This is a genomic window from Alteromonas sp. MB-3u-76 (assembly GCF_002831605.1).
Lineage (GTDB): Bacteria > Pseudomonadota > Gammaproteobacteria > Enterobacterales > Alteromonadaceae > Alteromonas > Alteromonas hispanica.
In genome coordinates this window covers 356,784-378,136 of record NZ_CP025115.1, presented here as the reverse complement: position 1 = coordinate 378,136, position 21,353 = coordinate 356,784, and the positions used below count along the sequence as shown (strand labels likewise).

Sequence of the window (21,353 nt, the reverse complement as noted above, 5' to 3'; positions counted from 1 at the left end):
GATTATTTTACGTCTTTGCTATTTTGTTGCTAAGTCATTAGTTCAAAGTTTTATATTCAAAGTAGACTTATTGCCCCACCTGACGTAAATGTATATTGTTGCTGATAACATAGCGAAACGCAGCGCTTGGTGTAATTTACGATCGTCTGCCTAGGTGCGATAAACAGGTAACATTGTTAAACTAAAGTTAAACGTGTCTGTAAGTCTTTTGTGCGCAAGTATGCAAACGCAAACCGTAAGGTCCAGCCGTTTATACCGTTGTTCTTAAAACTGGCTTTGTTGGCTTTGCTTAAGGTCGCGCCCGGGAATTTTTATTAAAGGAATGAGACAAAAGGTCTTACTCCGCAAAGTAGTGGGAATATGGAAGTAGTCAATAATCAACAAACGTTCTCTCAAATCAGGCGTATTCTGAATAACCATTCTACGCTGCTCGATGCTTATGGTTTGTTAGAGCCTATTATCTTAGAACTGTTTGGTGCTCAGCGCATGAGTATTTTTCAGCGCAGGCGCCAGCACCAAGACTTGGTTGCCCGTTTTAAAACTGGGAAAGAAACACAAGAAATTAAAGTGCCTATCAGTCCAATGTCTATTGCAGGGTACGTTGCACTTTCTCAGAAGCCTGTTGTTATTGACGACCCTTACAACACAACCATGCTTCAAAGTATTCACCCTCGACTCAGGTTTGCTGGCAAATTCGATAAAGACAGTGACTTCAAAACCTTAAATATTCTCTGTGTCCCTATAATGAATGCCGGAGTGCTAATGGGTGTAATCCAGATTATCAATAAGGTAGAAAGTGCCTTCTCCGAAGATGATCTTAAACTGGGTAACGCGCTCGCTTTAATACTGGGTGACAAATTTCGTTTTGAATTAGGGGGCACCAATAACCCATTCGATCTATTAGTTCACAAAAGTCTTATCGATGAAAACACCCTCGAAGAAATAAAGCTTTCGACACCAGATATACGAGCCCTTGTTCAACGTCTTGTTTCTGAGCACCGTATTTCAGAAGAAGAGATTGGTAACTCTTTATCAATTCACTACCAAGTCCCTTTTATTCCCTATTTGCCAGATAAATACCACCGCTTTGAAAATGAAAGTAAGCTCAATGTTTCCTATTTAAAGCGTAACTATGTTGCAGTTATAGCAGATGCTCACGAAAAGCCTATCGTATTGATGGCCGAACCTAACAACGCAGCACTTCTAATGGAAATAGAGAGTGCAATGGGCATTGAGAGTTATGAAATTGCGGTTAGCTTACCTAGCTTAGTCTTGCAATATCTCGGTGAAAACAGCGGGGGCGGTGGCCCTGGCGAGATGAGTGAAATACTGGATGAAATTGGTACCTCTAGCGACGAAAAAGAAGACCAATTTGATGAGTTATCCGATGATGCACCTGCGGTAGTTCGTTTAGTAAGCCGTGTATTGCACGATGCCAAGCGTCTTAATGCCTCAGATATTCACATAGATCCCGAGAAAAATGCGCCTACCCGTGTTCGTATGCGTGTAGACGGTGTGTGTAGAGACATGAACCAAGTTCCTCACTCGCACCATAACGCAGTGATAGCGCGTATAAAGATTATGTCGAATTTAAATATCGCCGAAAAACGTGTTCCGCAAGACGGTAAGCTGGCATTTAGAATGAACGGCCAACTTGTAGAGGTTCGCGTAGCCACTATTCCAACCGTTGCAGGCGAAGGCGTAGTAATGAGGATATTGGCCTCTGGTGGAGCCATGCCCATAGAAAAAATGAACTTGGCTCCCAACAACCGGGCTCGCCTTGAAGATATGATTAAAAAGCCTCACGGCATTCTTCTTGTTGTTGGGCCAACAGGCTCGGGTAAAACCACAACACTACACGCCATACTTGGGTATTTGAACACACCTGAGAAAAAGATATGGACTGCTGAAGATCCCGTAGAGATTACCCAGCCAGGTTTACAGCAAGTTCAAGTGAGCCCAAAAATTGGATTTACCTTTGCCAATGCTCTTCGCGCTTTCTTACGTGCAGACCCCGATATTATTCTTATTGGTGAGATGCGTGATAAAGAGACTGCCCATGCGGGTATTGAGGCCTCACTAACAGGTCACTTAGTATTGTCTACGCTGCATACCAACTCAGCACCTGAAACCATTACTCGTTTACTTGATTTAGGGTTAGACCCAGTTAACTTTTCAGATGCCTGTGTAGGAATACTTGCTCAGCGTCTTATTCGTACATTGTGCGGTAAGTGTAAAGAGAAATACGTAGCGACTGAAAAGGATATGGCGTTTATTGAACGCCAGTACGGCAAAGAGCACATGCACGAGCTAAACCTATCTGGTATTCCAGAGCTTTATAAAGCGAAAGGGTGCTCAGAGTGCGGTAATACCGGCTATAAAGGTAGAACCGGTGTGCATGAATTACTGGGTATGACACCAGAACTGCGCTCGTTAGTGTATAAAGAGTCAAGTGTAGCTCAAATGAAGAAGCAGGCTACGGACGATGGAATGCGCACCTTGGTTCAAGACGCTATATTCAAAGTGATAAAAGGCGACACTGATTTAGCGCAAGTTCAAATAGTCAGTGGAGATTAAACTACGCTAAAAATAAAACGCCCCTTCGTGATTTATTCACCAAGGGGCGTTTTTAACTCTACTTTATATACCTGACAACTCTACTTACGAAGATATTCTCGAATGACGTAATGTAAGATTCCGCCATTTTCAAAATACGTAAATTCGTTAGACGTATCAATTCTAATATCCATGGTAAATTCTTTTGATTCACCATCGTCAGTGGTCATGGTAACGCTCACTTCTTTTTGTCCACGCTCTACGCCACCAATTGAGAAGGACTCGTTACCCTTGATATCACGCGATGATGCCGAATCTCCCTTTTTAAACTGAAGAGGTAAAATTCCCATACCGATTAGGTTTGAGCGATGTATCCGTTCGTAGCTTTCGGCTAATACGGCTTTCACGCCCATCAAAGAAGGCCCCTTCGCAGCCCAGTCTCTACTTGAGCCTGTTCCATATTCTTTACCGCCTATGACTACGGCTGGTACGCCGTCATCTTTGTATCGCATGGCGGCATGGAATATCGACATGCTGTCACCACTTGGATAGTGAGTGGTTGCACTTCCCTTGGTCCCGGGCGCAAGCTGGTTTTGCAAGCGTACATTGGCAAACGTACCCCGCATCATTACCTCGTGGTTACCCCTACGTGATCCGTAAGAATTAAAATCTTTGGGATCGACGCCTTGAGCTTGCAAGTATTCTCCCGCAGGACTGTCTGGTGCAATGGCACCTGCCGGCGAAATATGGTCTGTAGTAATCGAGTCACCTACTTTTACAAGACAACGTGCATTATCAATTGACTGAAGCGCAGCAGGCTCTTTCTCCATCACCTCAAAAAATGGTGGATGTTTGATATAAGTTGAATCAGGCCAGTCGTAAACTGATGTTTCACTCACACTTAACTCGTTCCATTCACCGTTGCCTTTAAACACGTCAGCATACTTTTCTTTAAATAGCTTACCGGTCACATTTTCGGAAATATACTTTTGAATCTCTTCCTCTGAAGGCCAAAGATCTTTTAAGTAAACTGGCTCGCCGTCTTTTGACATGCCTAATGGCTCTTTAGAAATATCCGCATTCATATTGCCTGCGAGTGCGTAAGCCACTACCAAAGGAGGCGATGCTAGATAGTTTGCGGCAACATCGGGATGAATTCGCCCTTCAAAATTACGATTACCTGAAAGTACCGACGTTACCGTAAGTTTCGCTTTTCTTATCGCGTCGGTAATGGGGTCTGGAAGCGGCCCCGAATTACCAATACAGGTAGTACAACCATAGCCCACCAAATTAAAACCTAAGGCTTCAAGGGGCTTCATTAAATTAGCATCTTCGAGATACTGGGTGACTACTTGCGAACCTGGTGCTAACGAGGTTTTCACCCACGGTTTACTGGTTAAGCCCTTTTCAACCGCCTTTTGCGCAAGCAGTCCTGCAGCAACAAGCACAGATGGGTTAGAGGTGTTAGTACAGCTAGTAATAGCAGCAATGACTATTGCACCATCTTCTAAATTGAATTTGTTGTCTCTAAAGTTAACGAATGAGTCGTGCGCTTCGTCAACATCGCTACCACCGACTAGACCGCCTTCAGCGACGAACTCTGTTTCTTCATCCAGCACTTTTACGTCTATTTGAGAACGATGCCATTCATTGAATGCTTCTGCGGCTTTATCTAGAGCAATTCTATCTTGCGGACGTTTAGGGCCGGCAATAGAGGGAACCACGTCGTTTAAATTTAGTTCAAGCGTCTCGTGGTATTCAGCATCCTTCGAATGATCGTCATGCCATAAGTTGCTGTATTTAGCGTACTTCTCTACCAGCTCTATTTGCGCTTCGTCACGACCCGTTAAACGTAAATAATCTAGCGCGACGTCATCTATAGGGAAGATACCGCATGTGGCGCCGTATTCTGGTGCCATATTAGCAATGGTAGCTCTATCTGCAGTGGTAAGATATTTTAAGCCTGGCCCAAAAAATTCGACGAACTTTCCTACTACACCATGGGCTCTAAGCTGTTGGGTAATAGTGAGTACCATGTCTGTTGCGGTAACGCCAGCGGGTAGCCTACCGTCTAGCTTAAAGCCTACCACGTTAGGAAGTAGCATGGTGACAGGCTGACCAAGCATAGCCGCCTCGGCCTCAATTCCGCCAACACCCCATCCCAATACGCCTAAGCCATTTATCATTGTGGTATGCGAATCTGTACCAACAAGCGTATCTGGGTAGACAAAGTTTCCGTCTTCAGTCTCTTTGATAAACGCACAGCGCGCTAAGTATTCAAGGTTAACTTGGTGAACAATACCGCGACCGGGAGGAACCACCTTAAAGTTATCGAAGCTAGACTGTCCCCATTTTAAAAACTGGTAACGCTCTCTATTTCTTTCAATTTCAATGTCTGTGTTTTTCTGTAAGGCATTCTCTTCGGCGAAATGATCAACCATTACAGAATGATCGATAACCAGCTCTACAGGGTTGAGTGGGTTGATAGCTTGCGCATCTCCACCAAGACGGTCAACGGCGTCACGCATTGCAGCCAAATCGACAATGGCTGGAACACCTGTAAAATCTTGTAAAATAACGCGGGCTGGAACGAAAGAGACTTCAAGCTCTTCATTATTCGAGGTGTCCCATTTGGCTACGTGCTCTATATCTTCACTAGAGACGAATTCTTTATCTTCGTGACGAACGAGGTTTTCTAAAAGTACCTTAATACAAAACGGAAGGCGATCTAGGGGATATTTTTCGTTTATACGATCGAGGTTAATAGCCTTGAAAGTTTTACCCTTTACTTCAAGGTCTGAAAAAGACTTATAAGTCATATGGTCACTATCCTTTTTTGCCTGTTCGAAATTTATATCATTCGCTGAACGAAAGGACTGTAGGAAAGACCTATAGTGCAGCGTATACACCTAAACGTTCAGCTGCTATGTTCTTATACGGAAAATACATGAAAAAAAGTTCATGTAACTGCTAAGTTTTTGTCCGCTTAGCTAACACACACCGCTTCGAAAGCGTGTCCCCACCCTTTATTTTTGAATTAAAACCAAAACATCATTACCTTTTAACGATATGAGTACCCAAATATGCTTAAAACACCTGCGTTAACTCAACGCGCTTTATATAGAGTTTAGCGAATGCATACACTTATTCAAAAATATGGGCTAATGCCACATCCTGAGGGTGGTTATTACAAGCAAATATATCGTTCTTCAGACATTACAGCTTCGCACGTTCATGGCAAAAGTAGACCTGCACTAACACACATCTACTTCTTACTTTTAAAAGGGCAAGTGAGTCGGTTTCATCGTGTGTTGCACGACGAAGTATGGAATCATTATGAAGGCGCACCATTGCAATTAATTCAGTTTGAAACTGACACACTTGCACAAAACGGGCTTTCAAAAAAAATCATAGGCAACTCAGAAAATGGCTATGTACACATTGTACCGGCGGGTCATTATCAAGCCGCTTACAGCACCGGAGATTACAGCTTAGTAGGCTGTACCGTAGCACCAGGTTTTGACTTTGAAGACTTCAGCTTTATTGAAGACCCTTCCACAGTCAAATGGCTAAACGATCATCATTCAGGTATGAGTAAATTTATATAGGCTCAAAGTGACGAAGCTGATTGTACAAAGGTTGGTCTTACCTTTGATTTTATGGGGGTTAGCGCTGGATTTTTTGTTACGTATCAAGGATGATAATATGCAACTTCAATATACGTCTGCACGTCTATTCTAAAACAGACGGGCAGGCTTTTTTACTCAACCCCGCAGGTAACCCAACTATGTATAAATTGGTACTTATTCGTCACGGAGAGAGTCAGTGGAACTTGGAAAATCGTTTCACTGGTTGGCATGACGTTGATTTGACTGATACTGGCGTAGCACAAGCAAAGAACGCTGGTAAAATGTTAAAAGACGCAGGATTTGAATTTGATCAGGCTTACACGTCTGTATTACTTCGCGCTATTAAAACACTTAATATTGCGCTTGAAGAAATGGGACAGCACTACCTACCCGTTGAGCGTCACTGGCGTTTAAATGAGCGTCACTATGGCGCACTTACTGGCCTAGATAAGGCAGAAACTGCTGCCAAGCATGGTGAAGAGCAAGTTAAAGTATGGCGTCGTAGTTTCGATATTCCACCGCCAGCAGTAGAAACTGAAAGTGAGCATTTTCCTGGTCACGATCGTCGCTATAATAATGTTGATGCTGACATTCTACCTCGCGGTGAGAGTCTTAAGCTTACCATAGAGCGCGTATTGCCATATTGGCACGATGTAATTCGTCCGCAAATTCAAGATGGCAAACGTGTGATCATTGCAGCGCACGGCAATAGTTTACGTGCTTTGGTGAAATACTTAGACGGTATGTCTGATGAAGAGGTACTCGGCCTCAATATACCAACGGGCGTGCCTTTGGTTTACGAACTTGATAAGAATCTAAAACCTATTTCAAAAGACTACTTAGGAGATCCAGAAGCAATTAAAGCAATGATGGATGCCGTGGCGAAACAAGGTAAAGCTAAGTAATAGAGTTACTCACCGGTTTTGAATCGATGTAAAAAGACCCTTTCTAATTCATAGTAATCAGTAAGGGTCTTTTTTCTGCTAGTCATATTCTAAATATACAAACACACGCTGGGGGAGTTTTAGAAACTACTTTTCCTTTAGCAAGGCTTCCAACAAACCTTCAATGCGCTTTACGCTATCTATAAGAACTGACATTTCAGATTGCTTATCTTCAGACTGGCCGCTAGTAGAAGTTCCTGTAACCGATATCGCATCTTTTTGCGATAGTATTGTTTCTCGAAAATTAGCGGCGTCATCAATACCAAGAAGGGAAACGAGCGCGCCTTGGGCTGACTGTCCAGCCGTTTCAAATGACAGCCTGTAAAGGTTAAAAACACGCATTAAGGGCCCTTGAACCATAGCTACATCTGTAATCTTTTCCAAGGGTATAGACTTTTCTTCTTTATGAAATATCCCTCTTTTAACAACAAGTTTGCGTTCTGTGATCGTTGCCGACATTGCAGCCAACGTTCTATTGCTTATCACTAAAAATAAAGGGATTGATATAATAAGAAAGGGTATGCCAATCACTATTAATGTCGAAAACAGCAAAAGGCTTACAAGCCAGTAACGCTTCACCGCCGGATTAAATGTGGCTTCTAAAATAATTCGCTCTGCCATCGAACAGTCACTTATCAGTTATTCATGTATTAGCGCTCTAATATAATGAATAAACAAAGCAAGAACCAGATAAAACAGATTCAGATCCGAATTAGCACACTTGCCTGGTAGGAGGTAAGCTCTAGCGTGGGCTAGCATCACGTTAAGTCTTTAAGGAACGTATCGCTAGGCTTTGAAGGAGTGCTTAATGTGGATCTGACCCCGTTTATGATTTTTGGAGGGCTAGAAAGCAAAAAACCCGCCGTTAGGCGGGTTTTTCTTAATGGGACCTGGCAGTGTCCTACTCTCACATGGGGAGACCCCACACTACCATCGGCGCTAATACGTTTCACTTCTGAGTTCGGAATGGAGTCAGGTGGTACCGTATCGCTATGGCTGCCAGGATAAAACTTTTAGTGCAGAATCATGATGCTTTTTATCATGACTTCTGCGCAAGGAGGACCAACAGTACTCTCAAGAGTCTATTTAATCATCGTTGCTTAATAACTAACAAATCGGAAAGTTTGATATTAATTCAATCAGTGAGTAACTGACTTTCTACTCTACTGTCTTTATGTCTTTAGCTTGTCTTTGCTTACAACGCCAACTTCTCACCGAAGCCTTTTAGGCGTTGTATGGTTAAGCCTCTCGGGCAATTAGTACAGGTTAGCTTAACGCCTTACAACGCTTCCACACCCTGCCTATCAACGTCATCGTCTATAACAACCCTTCCAGACCTTAAAGGTCAGGGATGACTCATCTTTGGGCCGGCTTCCCGCTTAGATGCTTTCAGCGGTTATCCGTTCCGAACGTAGCTACCGGGCAATGCCATTGGCATGACAACCCGAACACCAGCGGTTCGTCCACTCCGGTCCTCTCGTACTAGGAGCAGCTCCCATCAATCATCCAACGCCCACACCAGATAGGGACCGAACTGTCTCACGACGTTCTAAACCCAGCTCGCGTACCACTTTAAATGGCGAACAGCCATACCCTTGGGACCGACTTCAGCCCCAGGATGTGATGAGCCGACATCGAGGTGCCAAACACCGCCGTCGATATGAACTCTTGGGCGGTATCAGCCTGTTATCCCCGGAGTACCTTTTATCCGTTGAGCGATGGCCCTTCCATACAGAACCACCGGATCACTATGACCTACTTTCGTACCTGCTCGACGTGTCTGTCTCGCAGTTAAGCTAGCTTATGCCATTGCACTAACCTCACGATGTCCGACCGTGATTAGCTAACCTTCGTGCTCCTCCGTTACTATTTGGGAGGAGACCGCCCCAGTCAAACTACCCACCAGACACTGTCCACAATCCCGATAAGGGACCAATGTTAGAACATCAAACATACAAGGGTGGTATTTCAAGGACGGCTCCACACAATCTAGCGACTGTGCTTCGAAGCCTCCCACCTATCCTACACATGTAGGTTCAATGTTCAGTGCCAAGCTGTAGTAAAGGTTCACGGGGTCTTTCCGTCTAGGTGCGGGTACACAGCATCTTCACTGCGATTTCAATTTCACTGAGTCTCGGGTGGAGACAGCGTGGCCATGGTTACACCATTCGTGCAGGTCGGAACTTACCCGACAAGGAATTTCGCTACCTTAGGACCGTTATAGTTACGGCCGCCGTTTACCGGGGCTTCGATCAAGAGCTTCGCTTACGCTAACCCCATCAATTAACCTTCCGGCACCGGGCAGGTGTCACACCCTATACGTCCTCTTACGAGTTTGCAGAGTGCTGTGTTTTTAATAAACAGTCCCAGCCACCTGGTCACTGCGGCCTCCATTTGCTTACCACGCGAAGTGTTCACAAACAGAGGCGTACCTTCTCCCGAAGTTACGGTACAATTTTGCCGAGTTCCTTCACCCGAGTTCTCTCAAGCGCCTTAGTATTCTCTACCTGACCACCTGTGTCGGTTTGGGGTACGGTTCATATAATCATAAGTTTAGAAGCTTTTCCTGGAAGCAGGGCATCAACAACTTCACTCCCTTGGGAGCTCGTCTCGTGTCTCGGCCTTTCTCTTTTAAAGAGCGTATCCGGATTTACCTAAATACGCAGCCTACTCACTTTCACTTGGACAACCAACGCCAAGCTTGCCTAGCCTTCTCCGTCCCTCCATCACTGATTATACAAGTACGGAAATATTAATCCGTTTCCCATCGACTACGCATTTCTGCCTCGCCTTAGGGGCCGACTTACCCTGCCCTGATTAGCATGGGACAGGAAACCTTGGTCTTCCGGCGTGGGAGTTTTTCACTCCCATTATCGTTACTCATGTCAGCATTCGCACTTGTGATATGTCCAGCAAGCTTTACAACTCACCTTCATCCACTTACACAACGCTCCCCTACCCAGCACAGTAAACTGTGCTGCCGCAGCTTCGGTATATTGCTTAGCCCCGTTACATCTTCCGCGCAGGCCGACTCGACTAGTGAGCTATTACGCTTTCTTTAAAGGGTGGCTGCTTCTAAGCCAACCTCCTAGCTGTCTATGCCTTCCCACATCGTTTCCCACTTAGCAATATTTTGGGACCTTAGCTGGCGGTCTGGGTTGTTTCCCTCTCCACGACGGACGTTAGCACCCGCCGTGTGTCTCCCGGATAGTTCTCATTGGTATTCGGAGTTTGCAAAGGGTTGGTAAGTCGGGATGACCCCCTAGCCTTAACAGTGCTCTACCCCCAATGGAATTCGTCCGAGGCTCTACCTAAATAGATTTCGGGGAGAACCAGCTATCTCCCGGTTTGATTGGCCTTTCACCCCCAGCCACAAGTCATCCGCTGACTTTTCAACGTCAGTCGGTTCGGTCCTCCAGTTGATGTTACTCAACCTTCAACCTGCCCATGGCTAGATCACCGGGTTTCGGGTCTATACCTAGCAACTCAACGCGCAGTTAACACTCGCTTTCGCTACGGCTCCGCTATTCGCTTAACCTTGCTACTAAATATAAGTCGCTGACCCATTATACAAAAGGTACGCAGTCACCCCATCACTAAGCACCCTGCTTGATTTTTTGCGGTTTACCGTTGGCTGCTTCGCAGGTCAACGTTGACGTTAAATCAAACTGGCTATTATGCTTTGTGAGTCACATCACTAAAGGCACTTAGTGATGGGGCTCCCACTGCTTGTACGTATACGGTTTCAGGTTCTATTTCACTCCCCTCACAGGGGTTCTTTTCGCCTTTCCCTCACGGTACTGGTTCACTATCGGTCAGTTAGGAGTATTTAGCCTTGGAGGATGGTCCCCCCATATTCAGTCAAGATAACACGTGTCCCGACCTACTCGATTTCACTGTAAAGCACGCTACGTGTACGGGGCTATCACCCTGTATCGCTCCTCTTCCCAAAGGATTCCACTACACACTAAACAGCTTAAGGGCTGCTCCCCGTTCGCTCGCCGCTACTAGGGGAATCTCAATTGATTTCTTTTCCTAAGGGTACTTAGATGTTTCAGTTCCCCTCGTTCGCCTCGTTACACTATGTATTCATGTAACGATACCTGTAAACAGGTGGGTTTCCCCATTCGGACATCTGTGGCTCAAATGCATTTTGTCGGCTCACCACAGCTTTTCGCAGACTTACACGTCCTTCATCGCCTCTAACTGCCAAGGCATCCACCGTATACGCTTCGTCACTTAACCATACAACCCTAAAAAGCCTTGAGTATCGGCCTCATGTCCGCCTTTTGAAATCGGACAAGGGTAATGTTGTATGCATGACAAGCTAATCGGAAGAATTGCCTTGCTATCTTCTTGCTAATCGGCTTGCCGATTGGCACGCTTTTCAGCGCTTTTAGATAACAAGCAATTCAAGTCAAGTAGAGTAAAAAGTGCGTCTTTCGACTTCTCAATTACTCTTCTGATTGATTACTATTAATATCAGCTTTCCAAATTGTTAAAGAACATAATCTTGTTCTAACGAACAAAACAATCTGTGTAGGCACTGCATCAAGGCGTCTTTCGACGTTTTTGGTAAGGAGGTGATCCAACCCCAGGTTCCCCTAGGGTTACCTTGTTACGACTTCACCCCAGTCATGAAACACAAAGTGGTAATCGTTCTCCCGAAGGTTAAACTAACTACTTCTTTTGCATCCCACTCCCATGGTGTGACGGGCGGTGTGTACAAGGCCCGGGAACGTATTCACCGCAATATTCTGACTTGCGATTACTAGCGATTCCGACTTCATGGAGTCGAGTTGCAGACTCCAATCCGGACTACGACATTCTTTAAGGGGTCCGCTCCACATCACTGTCTCGCTTCCCTCTGTAAATGCCATTGTAGCACGTGTGTAGCCCTACACGTAAGGGCCATGATGACTTGACGTCGTCCCCACCTTCCTCCGGTTTGTCACCGGCAGTCTCCTTAGAGTGCCCAACTAAATGCTGGCAACTAAGGACAAGGGTTGCGCTCGTTGCGGGACTTAACCCAACATCTCACGACACGAGCTGACGACAGCCATGCAGCACCTGTGTCAGAGTTCCCGAAGGCACCAATCCATCTCTGGAAAGTTCTCTGCATGTCAAGTGTAGGTAAGGTTCTTCGCGTTGCATCGAATTAAACCACATGCTCCACCGCTTGTGCGGGCCCCCGTCAATTCATTTGAGTTTTAACCTTGCGGCCGTACTCCCCAGGCGGTCTACTTATCGCGTTAGCTTCGCTACTCACGACTTAAAGTCACAAACAGCTAGTAGACAGCGTTTACGGTGTGGACTACCAGGGTATCTAATCCTGTTCGCTACCCACACTTTCGCACATGAGCGTCAGTCTTTGGCCAGGGAGTCGCCTTCGCCACTGATGTTCCTCCAGATATCTACGCATTTCACCGCTACACCTGGAATTCCACTCCCCTCTCCAAGACTCTAGTCTGCCAGTTCTAAATGACCGTCCCAGGTTGAGCCCGGGGCTTTCACATCTAGCTTAACAAACCGCCTGCGTGCGCTTTACGCCCAGTAATTCCGATTAACGCTCGCACCCTCCGTATTACCGCGGCTGCTGGCACGGAGTTAGCCGGTGCTTCTTCTGTTGCTAACGTCACGGTGAGCAGGTATTAACTACTCACTTTTCCTCACAACTGAAAGTGCTTTACAACCCGAAGGCCTTCTTCACACACGCGGCATGGCTGCATCAGGGTTTCCCCCATTGTGCAATATTCCCCACTGCTGCCTCCCGTAGGAGTCTGGGCCGTGTCTCAGTCCCAGTGTGGCTGATCTTCCTCTCAGAACAGCTAGAGATCGTCGCCTTGGTGAGCCTTTACCTCACCAACTAGCTAATCTCACTTGGGCCTCTCTCTGCGCCGGAGCCTAAGCCCCGTTTGGTCCGTAGACGTTATGCGGTATTAGCAGTCGTTTCCAACTGTTATCCCCCTCGCAAAGGCAAGTTCCCAAGCATTACTCACCCGTCCGCCACTCGTCAGCGATGTGCAAGCACATCCTGCTACCGTTCGACTTGCATGTGTTAGGCCTGCCGCCAGCGTTCAATCTGAGCCATGATCAAACTCTTCAATTAAATATATCGAATTATGAATCGTCGTATAGACACTCTTAACGAGTGCCCACACAGATTGTCTTGTCTAAATTGTTAAAGAACATAGCGACTTCGTCGCTATCTCACCGTAAGCCGTTGCTTCTTGGTGACTCACCCTGTTCGAGTGAGGTGCGCATTATACGCTGGAAGTTTTTACTGTCAACACCTTTTGAAAATTTATTTTCTTAAAGCTAACTTCGAAACTCCCGTCTTTACTGCCTTACAAAGGTAGTAGAGACTAACTTCGCGGTGTCTGCCGTTTGGCTTTTCCCCCGAAGCGGATGCGCATTTTAGGGATCTGAGCGCTCACGTCAACAAGTATTTTAAAAAAAGTGTCATTTATTGCTTTTTTGATTGCTGATTGAACGATCTGGCGTTTAAAAATACAAACACGCGTATGCAACGCATTCTATTTCCCTCTTTGCCGCAATACAGAAAGGTATTGTCCCGCATTTTGCAATTCATATAGGTTGTCGAAACCAATAAACGCAACTAATTTGTATATACGCCTATCTTCTATAAATTACATAGAAAACTATTTCTAAAGGGTGCACGACAAGCTATGAAGATTTCTGAATTCAAAACAGCCGGAAAGCTTATTACAGGCCCAGGCGCAATAAACGCTCTTGCCGACGAAGTGAATCGTCTTGAAATGACTTCCCTTGCGATAATTACAGATAAGGGTGTATCGCAGGCCGGCCTTTTTGAACAGCTGCTCACTAAGTTACCCATTGAACCTTCTATTGTAATTGACGATATCCCCCCTGAGCCTGAAGTAAATGTAATTGAAGAAAAAGTACGGCTACTTAAAAAATCAAAAGTTAATGGAGTTGTAGCATTAGGAGGTGGAAGTGCTATTGATGCAGCAAAAGTGCTTGCCGCTACTTATGACTATAGCGGGAGTATTCGTGACTTGTTTGGTGAGAACCTTATCAAAGAAAGAAATATTCCTCTTATTGTGCTTCCAACTACCGCAGGTACGGGGTCTGAAGTTACCAATATTGCCATTCTGTCTGACCCAATCGAACAGGTGAAAAAAGGCATAGTTAGCCATTGTTTGTTACCCGATGTTGCAATAGTTGCACCTGAAATGACACTTTCGTGTCCCAAAGCAATTACAGCCGCCAGCGGTGTAGATGCATTTGTTCATGCACTAGAAGCATTTATATCAGTTAACGCCAGCCCTATTACTGATGCATTAGCAGAAAAAGCGATGACCTTGATATTTAATGCATTGCCACACGCCTATAGAAATGGAGAAAACCTTGTCGCTAGAGAACAAATGGCAACTGGCAGTCTTATGGCTGGGCTCGCATTCGGCAATGCGGGGGTTGGCGCTGTGCACGCGTTGGCTTATCCCCTAGGAGGCCGCTTTCATTTGTCGCATGGTATGAGTAATGCTGTAATGCTGCCTCATGTACTACGAGCAAATGCGCCATTTTGTAGCGAGAAGCTTTTTTCGGTAGCCCTATTACTGAAAGTTTGTCCGCCTGATACTAGAAAGGAAAAGGCGATAGCTACGCTATTAGATGCCGTTGATAAATTATGTAGCGATGTAGGCATTCCCCGAACACTCAGAGAGTTCGATATTCCAGAGCAAGTTATTCCACAGTTAGCTGAGGATGCGAGTAAGGTTACTCGGCTTTTACGAAACAACCCTAAACAACTAACAGTAGAAGATATTGAGAACATTTATCGTAACGCATACTGACCACTCTTGTTAAAAGCGAACTAGCGCGATTGAAATTCGCGCCTACTTTTTTACTCATCGTTAAATTAGTATCATAGCGTTCTAGTTGTCAGCAGTAACAAAAAGCGCATAAGCTCTGCAGCGTTATTCTATCAATTGCCGCGGAGCGTCTAACCCCTTCCTTTACAGTAGTAGTTTTTATGAATGAATTATTAAATTCCCTATCTCGCGCATTAAGCCCTTACTACACGGAGATGAGCATTATGCTTATGGCGACAATATTAGTGGTTTACGGGGATATCATAAATGGCCATGTGAAACGACTTTTGGCGCCCTACCACTTTATTGTCCGTATCAGCCTATTTATTGTGCTATGTGCATTTGGTTACGGCGCGCTTACTTTATACGGCGCTCCTTTTTTAAAACACGTGCTCGCTTTTGTTCCTTGGCAGTATCGAGGTACTGCTTATATTGCATCTTTCATACTTATTGGTTTTCTAGCGGAAAGACGAAGGTATATTTAAGCTTTTTCTTGGGGCGTAATACTAGAGCTTTGCTCAACATACATTTTTGGGGGTACCCCCATTATTTTTTTAAATGTCGTGGAAAAATACGCTGATGTAGCGAAGCCAACGTCAAGACACGCATTTAGAATACTGCTACCACCTAAAAGAATAGGGATAGATTTTTCGATTCGGTAACGAGAAAGAAATTCACTGAAATTATAATCAAATAATTCAGCCATTCTGCGATTAAGACTTCTCGGGCTGATAAGAAGCGCCTGCGCTGCTTGGTCTCGATTAAACTCTTCGTCTTTGTAGTTATTTTCAAGCACAGCTATAAAAGAGAGGTAGAAGGCCATGTCTTTTTCTGTTTTAAATTCTGGAATATTTAAGCAGCCATATTTAAATATATTGGCTTCGCTTTGATCTTCTGTCTTTAAACGTGCGCCTCTTAACGAAAGAAGGTGCTCTACTCGTAATTCTATTTCTCTGTTTGAGCTTGGTTTCATTAAAAAGTAATCAACCTTCATTTCAAGAGCACGTTTTTCTACACTGGCATCAGAGCTTGCTGTTAGCATAAGTATTGGCGTGGTGCATAGAGACGCGTGCTCTCTTATCTTCTTAGTTAAAGACAGGCCGTCAGATTTACCCATCATCTGATCGCAAATTACCAAAGAAACAACGTGTGTTTTCATCACTTCGAATGCCTGCTTACCGTCTTTAGCCACTAAGCATCGGTATTTCGGTGATAGTAGATTAAACAAGTAAGTTCGAAACTCTCTGCTGTCATCTACAATTAGCAGCGTTTGCTTTGTTCCGCGCCATGCAGATGTATCTTGAAAACTTGATTGAGCGTTTATGTATTCGGTATCGTCAATGGGAAACTCCACGGAAACTTTAGTACCACCACCTTGTTTGCTATCTAAAAGAATTTCGCCTTGGTTTAGCTCTACTAAGTTTTTTACGATGGATAAACCTAATCCTTCTCCGCTTTCAGTGTTGTTAAATCGAACAAAGCGGTCGAAAATTGAAGCCTGCTGCTCTTTTGTAACTCCAACTCCGTTATCACTCACCGTTACCTTGAAGGATTTGTTCTCTATTAAAAACGTTACTTTTATTACACCGAGTTTGTCTGTGTACTTTATCGCATTTTCAACTAGGTTGATGATAATCTTCTCTAAGCTATCGGTCACGAGCGAGACCGAACCGTCCCCTCTGGATCGTATATCTAAACTCTGCCGTTTTGCTTTTGCTAAAGGCTCAAGTGACATAACAATGTGACGCATGTTTTCAATGTCATAAGACTGGTAATAGTTAGAAACCTTGGATAGTTGAGGACTATCACTTTGCATTTGCTCTATTAATTGCTCGACCCGCCGCATGTTAGACTGCACACTTTTCAGAACGCTGTCGCTCTCTTTTTCGCTATCACTCACGTTTTCTAGCGTACCCTGAATGATTTGAATAGGCGTTCGTAGTTCATGGGTTATCTCGCTAATATGCTCCTCTTTTGTTTTGAGCATTTTTTCAAATTTTGATTCGCCGTCTGTTATTTCGTAGCGAGTAAGTTGTTTATAGAGGGAGGTTTTTTTGAATGATATGAATAACTTTCCCAATATTCCTATTCGATACAACATGAGGATCAAAATTATTAAAATCGCGTAGAAAACGAAGGCGGGAAAAAGTAGGTATGTTGGCTGTTTAACTTCAAAGCTGATGCTATTTACGGGATTATTATCACCACTTACTTTTGCCTCGATAGCGTAATTGCCAGGATCGATATCAGATATTGATAAGAAAGCTTTTGATTCGGGATGTACTTTCCATTGTTCGCTGATCCCCATTATTCTGAATTCCAGCTTCTGTGTATGGTGCTCTACAAAATTGTTGGTGCTGAATTCAACTGTTAGTTCTTCGAAATCATTATCAAGCAATAAATTTTCGCTGTTTCCAAACTCATACTGACTATGCTCATTTGAGTCTGAAGACCTCCATATAGTCTTTGTAAAAATCACTTTGCTCTCTTTACTTCTTACCTCACTGAGTAACTTCAGCATTTTGTTTTCATCAATAAGGTATGAGTACTTGTCGCCTAAAACGACAATTTTCCCGCTCAGAACTATGATGCCCTGATATTCGAAGTCAGAATCATAAATTCCATCTGACGCGTTTAATAACCACTCGCTCCCGCTATTTGTGTGAACATATAGTCCCTTATTTGTAGCGATCCAAAGATTTCCTGCCTTAGTGAGGCCTGCACCTCTGACAAACTTAAGATTAAACCTCTTCAAAATATCAGAAGGCGAGAGCGCTCCTGTCTTTTTATTTACCTCTTGAATTCCTTGTCCCGCAGTACAGACGATAAAGCGATCCATATACTCAAGCAAACAGGTAACTCCATTCCACCCGCCATCATCAGGCGTTATTGATTTCCAATTGAACTTCGACAGTTGGATGTGAATAGTATTTTTTCTATCATAGCCAACAAGTTCTCCGGTGGAGGCTACGAAAGTTTCTTTCATATTATGAGGGGCAGGTATAGTGTCTATTACGTTACCGATTTCAGACTCGTCCATCAGCAAGTAAGATGAATTTTCACCATCGTCACGATAAATATAGAAAAGTCTTCTATCATCTGTGACTATATGTCCCATCAAGGACTCACAAAAACCTTTGGGGTTAGGCTGGCCTTCAGCGTAAGCTTTTACTCTGAAGTCAACACAATTATTCGTATTTGAAAAGCCCTTGTCTTGAAGAAGAAGTTTTCCAGTTTGAGTACTAAGCGTATATTCGTCATTTCCAATTAGCAGAATTACTCCACCACTTTTTGTGTAACCATTGCGCGTAACATTTCGTCTCAGTACAACATTTTCAGTATGGAGAAAATTTACCGCTTCTTGGCTCCGAGTAAGTGTGATAAGGCCTAACTGTGACGACGATAAAAGAACAGTGCCATTTGGTAATTCGTTAATTGCTACAACACTAAAAACGCCCTCTGATGTGAGTAGCGGTTCTAAAAAATCAGGAGTTTGAACAAACTTATTCTCAAGCGCGAACAGCCCACCTGCACCAACTAGAATCCTACCCGTTTTTGTCACAAAAATCGCAGACACTTTATCACGCAGTTTGATACTGGGATGGAATGGATAAAATGTTTTTATACCGCTTTTTTCATTCCATTCATATATCCCCTCATTTCCTCCAATGTAGACAATATCACCCTCCATAGTTACAGCATCGATAGATGAAAGAGAGCCAAACTCTGTAGATAATTCAAAACGAGAAACTACTTGAGCAACAGTGTCTACTTTTAAAAGAGCACTTTTTGATGCTAGATATACAACTCCGCTCTGAGCAGGTGAAATACTAAGTACGTCACTTACCTTTTCAACTCCGATTGAGTTTGCCCATGACTGAATCTCACTTGTCTGTTTATCAACAACGAGCACGCCTTGCATCAGCGTTACCACTAGAAATTTTCCAGCGTCTGATATCTTCCATGCGTATTTAGGCCAGCGAGCATTTGGGAACATTTCTATGGCTTTGTTTAACCGTAAATCTAAATAGAACACCCCCGCACCGTATTCTGCAATCCATATCCCGTTATCTCCATCAAATTCGACTTCGGATATTGTCCCAGATAGCGTATTATCGCTTTTATAGATTACTGTCTCGGCTGTCCCTCCTAGTAATCTAAACACCCCATTTTCAGCAGCAATGAATGCAGTGTCTCCTACAACTTCTATATCACGAATGATTCCCGTCGTAGTTCCCGCAAGTTTTGTTTGACCTTCTAACGTTTCACCGAAGGCTAAAACTTTTTTTGAGTAGGTTAGTAAAACAAATATGAAAATTGAGCCAATAAGACTCAATAAGTGAGAAGGGCAAGAGAGTGTCTTTTTTCGCATATCCATATGACCAATTGATTATTACCCTTTCTCTGCTTTACGAAAGCATCTAACTTATGAAAAAGGAAATAGTATGAATATCGAACAAAAAACCATCATGCAAGAGCTAACTGTTGAAGACTATACTAAAGTATATGGCGGTTATGATGCGAAACCGACTTTATGGAGACCTATACAGACTATTCTTCCAAAACACCCAACACCGCCAGACGGAAAATCAATCACTATCTAAACCAACAACCACTGCATTCCTGCATTCTCCGCAGCTTGCTGGTCATAAATAAAATCGCCAACGTAAAGGCAGTCCTCAGGTTGCAATTGCCATGTGCTTGCAACCATTAGTAACGCGGTGGGGTCTGGCTTTGCTGGCGCATCTTCTCTTGTTAATACGTAGTCGATGGGAATATCGTTATTGGCCAGTTTTATTGCAGTGGCTTCGCGACAGTTTCGAGTAACAATTGCCATTGGTAATTTGTGCTGTTGAGCTTTTTCAACCATTGCTCTGCCAACATTAAGCCACTTTGCATTTTGTGCATCTTCTATTTCATGTTGCAAAATAATATTGTGCGCGTCTGACTTTGCTTTTTCGCACTCAATGGCATCAACAAACATCAAAATGTCTTCATTTTGAGGACAGCCAATTGTTTCACGCATACTCGAAAAATCTAAGCTCGATTCCACCAATGTGCCGTCTAGGTCGAATATTACGCCCTTTATGCCTTCTAAATTCATACTATTTTTCTCTTTTTATAATTTTATACTGCGCCAAATAATGCCATTGATATACATACTCTTATAGTTACGTTTAGATTAAAAACAGACTTCTTATGTGTGAAATCGTACTTACGTAATGGCTTACTTTGAAGTAGCATTGCTGCTCTTTTTCGCGCAACAATATTTAACTAAAAGGAAAATAAATGGGAGTATTTGCCGCTTTAGGCACTGCGCTTTGCTGGGCTATAGCAGCTCGTTTGTTCAGTGGTACTGGCAATGCTTTTTCGCCACTTACCATGAATTTTTGGAAAGGCCTTATATCTATAGCGCTGCTCGCCATTGTTTTAGCTTTTGTACAGCCCTCATTATTTTCTACTTCCACCATTTTATGGCTTTTAGTAAGTGGCTTTATAGGTATAGGAATAGGCGATACCTGCTTTTTTAAAGCCCTGCAAAGTATTGGCGACAGCCAAGCGGTGCTTGTGGCTGAAACCCTTGCGCCGCTTTTTACAGCGCTTTTTGCCATGGCTTTTATTGGCGAGTGGATAACATGGCAACAATGGATAGGCGTTGCTGTTGTGCTGTTCTCTGTGGACATGGTGATTAAAGCACGTAAGCGCAATACTACGCATGTATTTGCCACCAGCGGATACCTCTTTGGCGTAGGTGCAGCTCTTTGTCAGGCTATTGGGGCTGTAGTTAGCAGAGATATCTTGGGGAGCGGTGATGTCGATGCGGCAAGTGCAGCATTTTTACGGCTTGTTGGCGGAATGGTGTTCGTAGTTCCTTTTATCGCTGTTACAAAAACAAAGTGGATGCCCGTTATCAATGAAGGCCAGCGAGTGTGGCCTGCCTTTGTATTAGCCACGCTATTGGGAACAACCGCAGCTATTTACCTACAAATGTTTGCTTTTGCCTATGCAAAGGCCGCTGTGGTGCAAACACTTATTGCCACCAGCGCACTAATGTCACTAGGCGTTGCATTCATACTGGGCGAAAAAGCGACGAGAGCAACCATTATATGGTCTGTATTTGCATTGTTAGGCGTCGGTATTTTAGTGAGCTTTGGCGAAGCCTCACTGCACTAACCAGTCTGTTTTTAGTTTGCATTTGCTTTACCCTGGGATAAAAACGACCTTATGCTGAACTGAGGTAGTAGTTCTCATCATTAATGGCTATGATAATTAAAAAATTAGAAAAGTATTAATATGCGTATGCGCGCGACATATTGTGTAACCTCATTCATTTTTATAGCGTTGCTTTTTAGCAGGTTTTCTTTTGC

The 21,353-nt window shown here is 43.9% G+C and carries 11 protein-coding genes and 3 rRNA genes; 7 read left to right on the top strand and 7 right to left on the bottom strand.

Annotated elements, in window-relative coordinates; translation table 11 throughout:
• Window positions 1-360 precede the first annotated feature (360 nt).
• On the top strand, window positions 361-2,577 hold the full coding sequence (locus tag CW735_RS01605) for a GspE/PulE family protein (RefSeq protein WP_071978415.1): 2,217 nt from the start codon (window positions 361-363) through the stop codon (window positions 2,575-2,577).
• Window positions 2,578-2,657: 80 nt separating this feature from the next.
• Here CW735_RS01605 and acnA read toward each other — a convergent pair whose 3' ends face one another.
• Window positions 2,658-5,375 (bottom strand): aconitate hydratase AcnA, encoded by a 2,718-nt coding sequence (gene acnA / locus CW735_RS01600; protein WP_071978414.1) that lies wholly within the window; start codon window positions 5,373-5,375, stop codon window positions 2,658-2,660.
• 315 nt (window positions 5,376-5,690) lie between these two features.
• Between acnA and CW735_RS01595 the strand changes: the two genes are divergently transcribed.
• Together CW735_RS01595 and gpmA are read left to right on the top strand one after the other, a co-directional pair.
• The gene (locus CW735_RS01595; protein WP_071978413.1) at window positions 5,691-6,164 is read left to right on the top strand and encodes a cupin domain-containing protein; all 474 of its coding nucleotides are present in this window, start codon (window positions 5,691-5,693) and stop codon (window positions 6,162-6,164) included.
• Between the two features lie 179 nt (window positions 6,165-6,343).
• Window positions 6,344-7,090, top strand: coding sequence for a 2,3-diphosphoglycerate-dependent phosphoglycerate mutase (gpmA, locus tag CW735_RS01590; RefSeq protein WP_071978412.1), 747 nt, complete (start codon window positions 6,344-6,346; stop codon window positions 7,088-7,090).
• Window positions 7,091-7,216: 126 nt separating this feature from the next.
• Here the strand turns inward: gpmA and CW735_RS01585 are convergent, their stop codons facing one another.
• The 4 genes from CW735_RS01585 to CW735_RS01570 all read right to left on the bottom strand — a co-directional run bounded on the left by CW735_RS01585 (window position 7,217) and on the right by CW735_RS01570 (window position 13,238).
• On the bottom strand, window positions 7,217-7,750 hold the full coding sequence (locus CW735_RS01585) for a PH domain-containing protein (RefSeq protein ID WP_071978411.1): 534 nt from the start codon (window positions 7,748-7,750) through the stop codon (window positions 7,217-7,219).
• A gap of 267 nt (window positions 7,751-8,017) precedes the next feature.
• Window positions 8,018-8,133: ribosomal RNA gene (gene rrf / locus CW735_RS01580) — 5S ribosomal RNA — on the bottom strand.
• Between the two features lie 231 nt (window positions 8,134-8,364).
• Window positions 8,365-11,374, bottom strand: a 23S ribosomal RNA gene (locus CW735_RS01575).
• Between the two features lie 331 nt (window positions 11,375-11,705).
• Window positions 11,706-13,238: ribosomal RNA gene (locus CW735_RS01570) — 16S ribosomal RNA — on the bottom strand.
• The 16S, 23S and 5S rRNA genes sit together here, the layout of an rRNA operon.
• A gap of 580 nt (window positions 13,239-13,818) precedes the next feature.
• Here CW735_RS01570 and CW735_RS01565 point away from each other — a divergent pair.
• A complete protein-coding gene (locus CW735_RS01565; protein WP_071978351.1) occupies window positions 13,819-14,967 on the top strand; it encodes an iron-containing alcohol dehydrogenase in 1,149 nt (382 codons plus the stop codon).
• Between the two features lie 179 nt (window positions 14,968-15,146).
• Window positions 15,147-15,470, top strand: a complete 324-nt coding sequence (locus tag CW735_RS01560) for a DUF3392 domain-containing protein (RefSeq protein ID WP_071978350.1) — start codon at window positions 15,147-15,149, stop codon at window positions 15,468-15,470.
• On the opposite strand, the gene CW735_RS01555 is transcribed toward CW735_RS01560, so the two are convergent.
• On the bottom strand, window positions 15,467-19,363 hold the full coding sequence (locus CW735_RS01555; RefSeq protein ID WP_083595161.1) for a hybrid sensor histidine kinase/response regulator transcription factor: 3,897 nt from the start codon (window positions 19,361-19,363) through the stop codon (window positions 15,467-15,469). The two genes, CW735_RS01560 and CW735_RS01555, sit on opposite strands and share 4 nt — an antisense overlap.
• Window positions 19,364-19,430: 67 nt before the next feature.
• Between CW735_RS01555 and CW735_RS19475 the strand changes: the two genes are divergently transcribed.
• Complete coding sequence (locus CW735_RS19475) at window positions 19,431-19,589, top strand: hypothetical protein (protein ID WP_156844018.1); 159 nt, start codon at window positions 19,431-19,433, stop codon at window positions 19,587-19,589.
• Here CW735_RS19475 and CW735_RS01550 read toward each other — a convergent pair.
• Complete coding sequence (locus tag CW735_RS01550) at window positions 19,586-20,089, bottom strand: HAD family hydrolase (protein ID WP_071978349.1); 504 nt, start codon at window positions 20,087-20,089, stop codon at window positions 19,586-19,588. The two genes, CW735_RS19475 and CW735_RS01550, sit on opposite strands and share 4 nt — an antisense overlap.
• 185 nt (window positions 20,090-20,274) lie before the next feature.
• On the opposite strand from CW735_RS01550, the gene CW735_RS01545 reads away from it, so the two are divergent.
• Window positions 20,275-21,159: a DMT family transporter gene (locus tag CW735_RS01545; RefSeq protein WP_071978348.1), complete on the top strand. Its 885-nt coding sequence runs from the start codon at window positions 20,275-20,277 to the stop codon at window positions 21,157-21,159.
• Window positions 21,160-21,353: the final 194 nt, after the last annotated feature.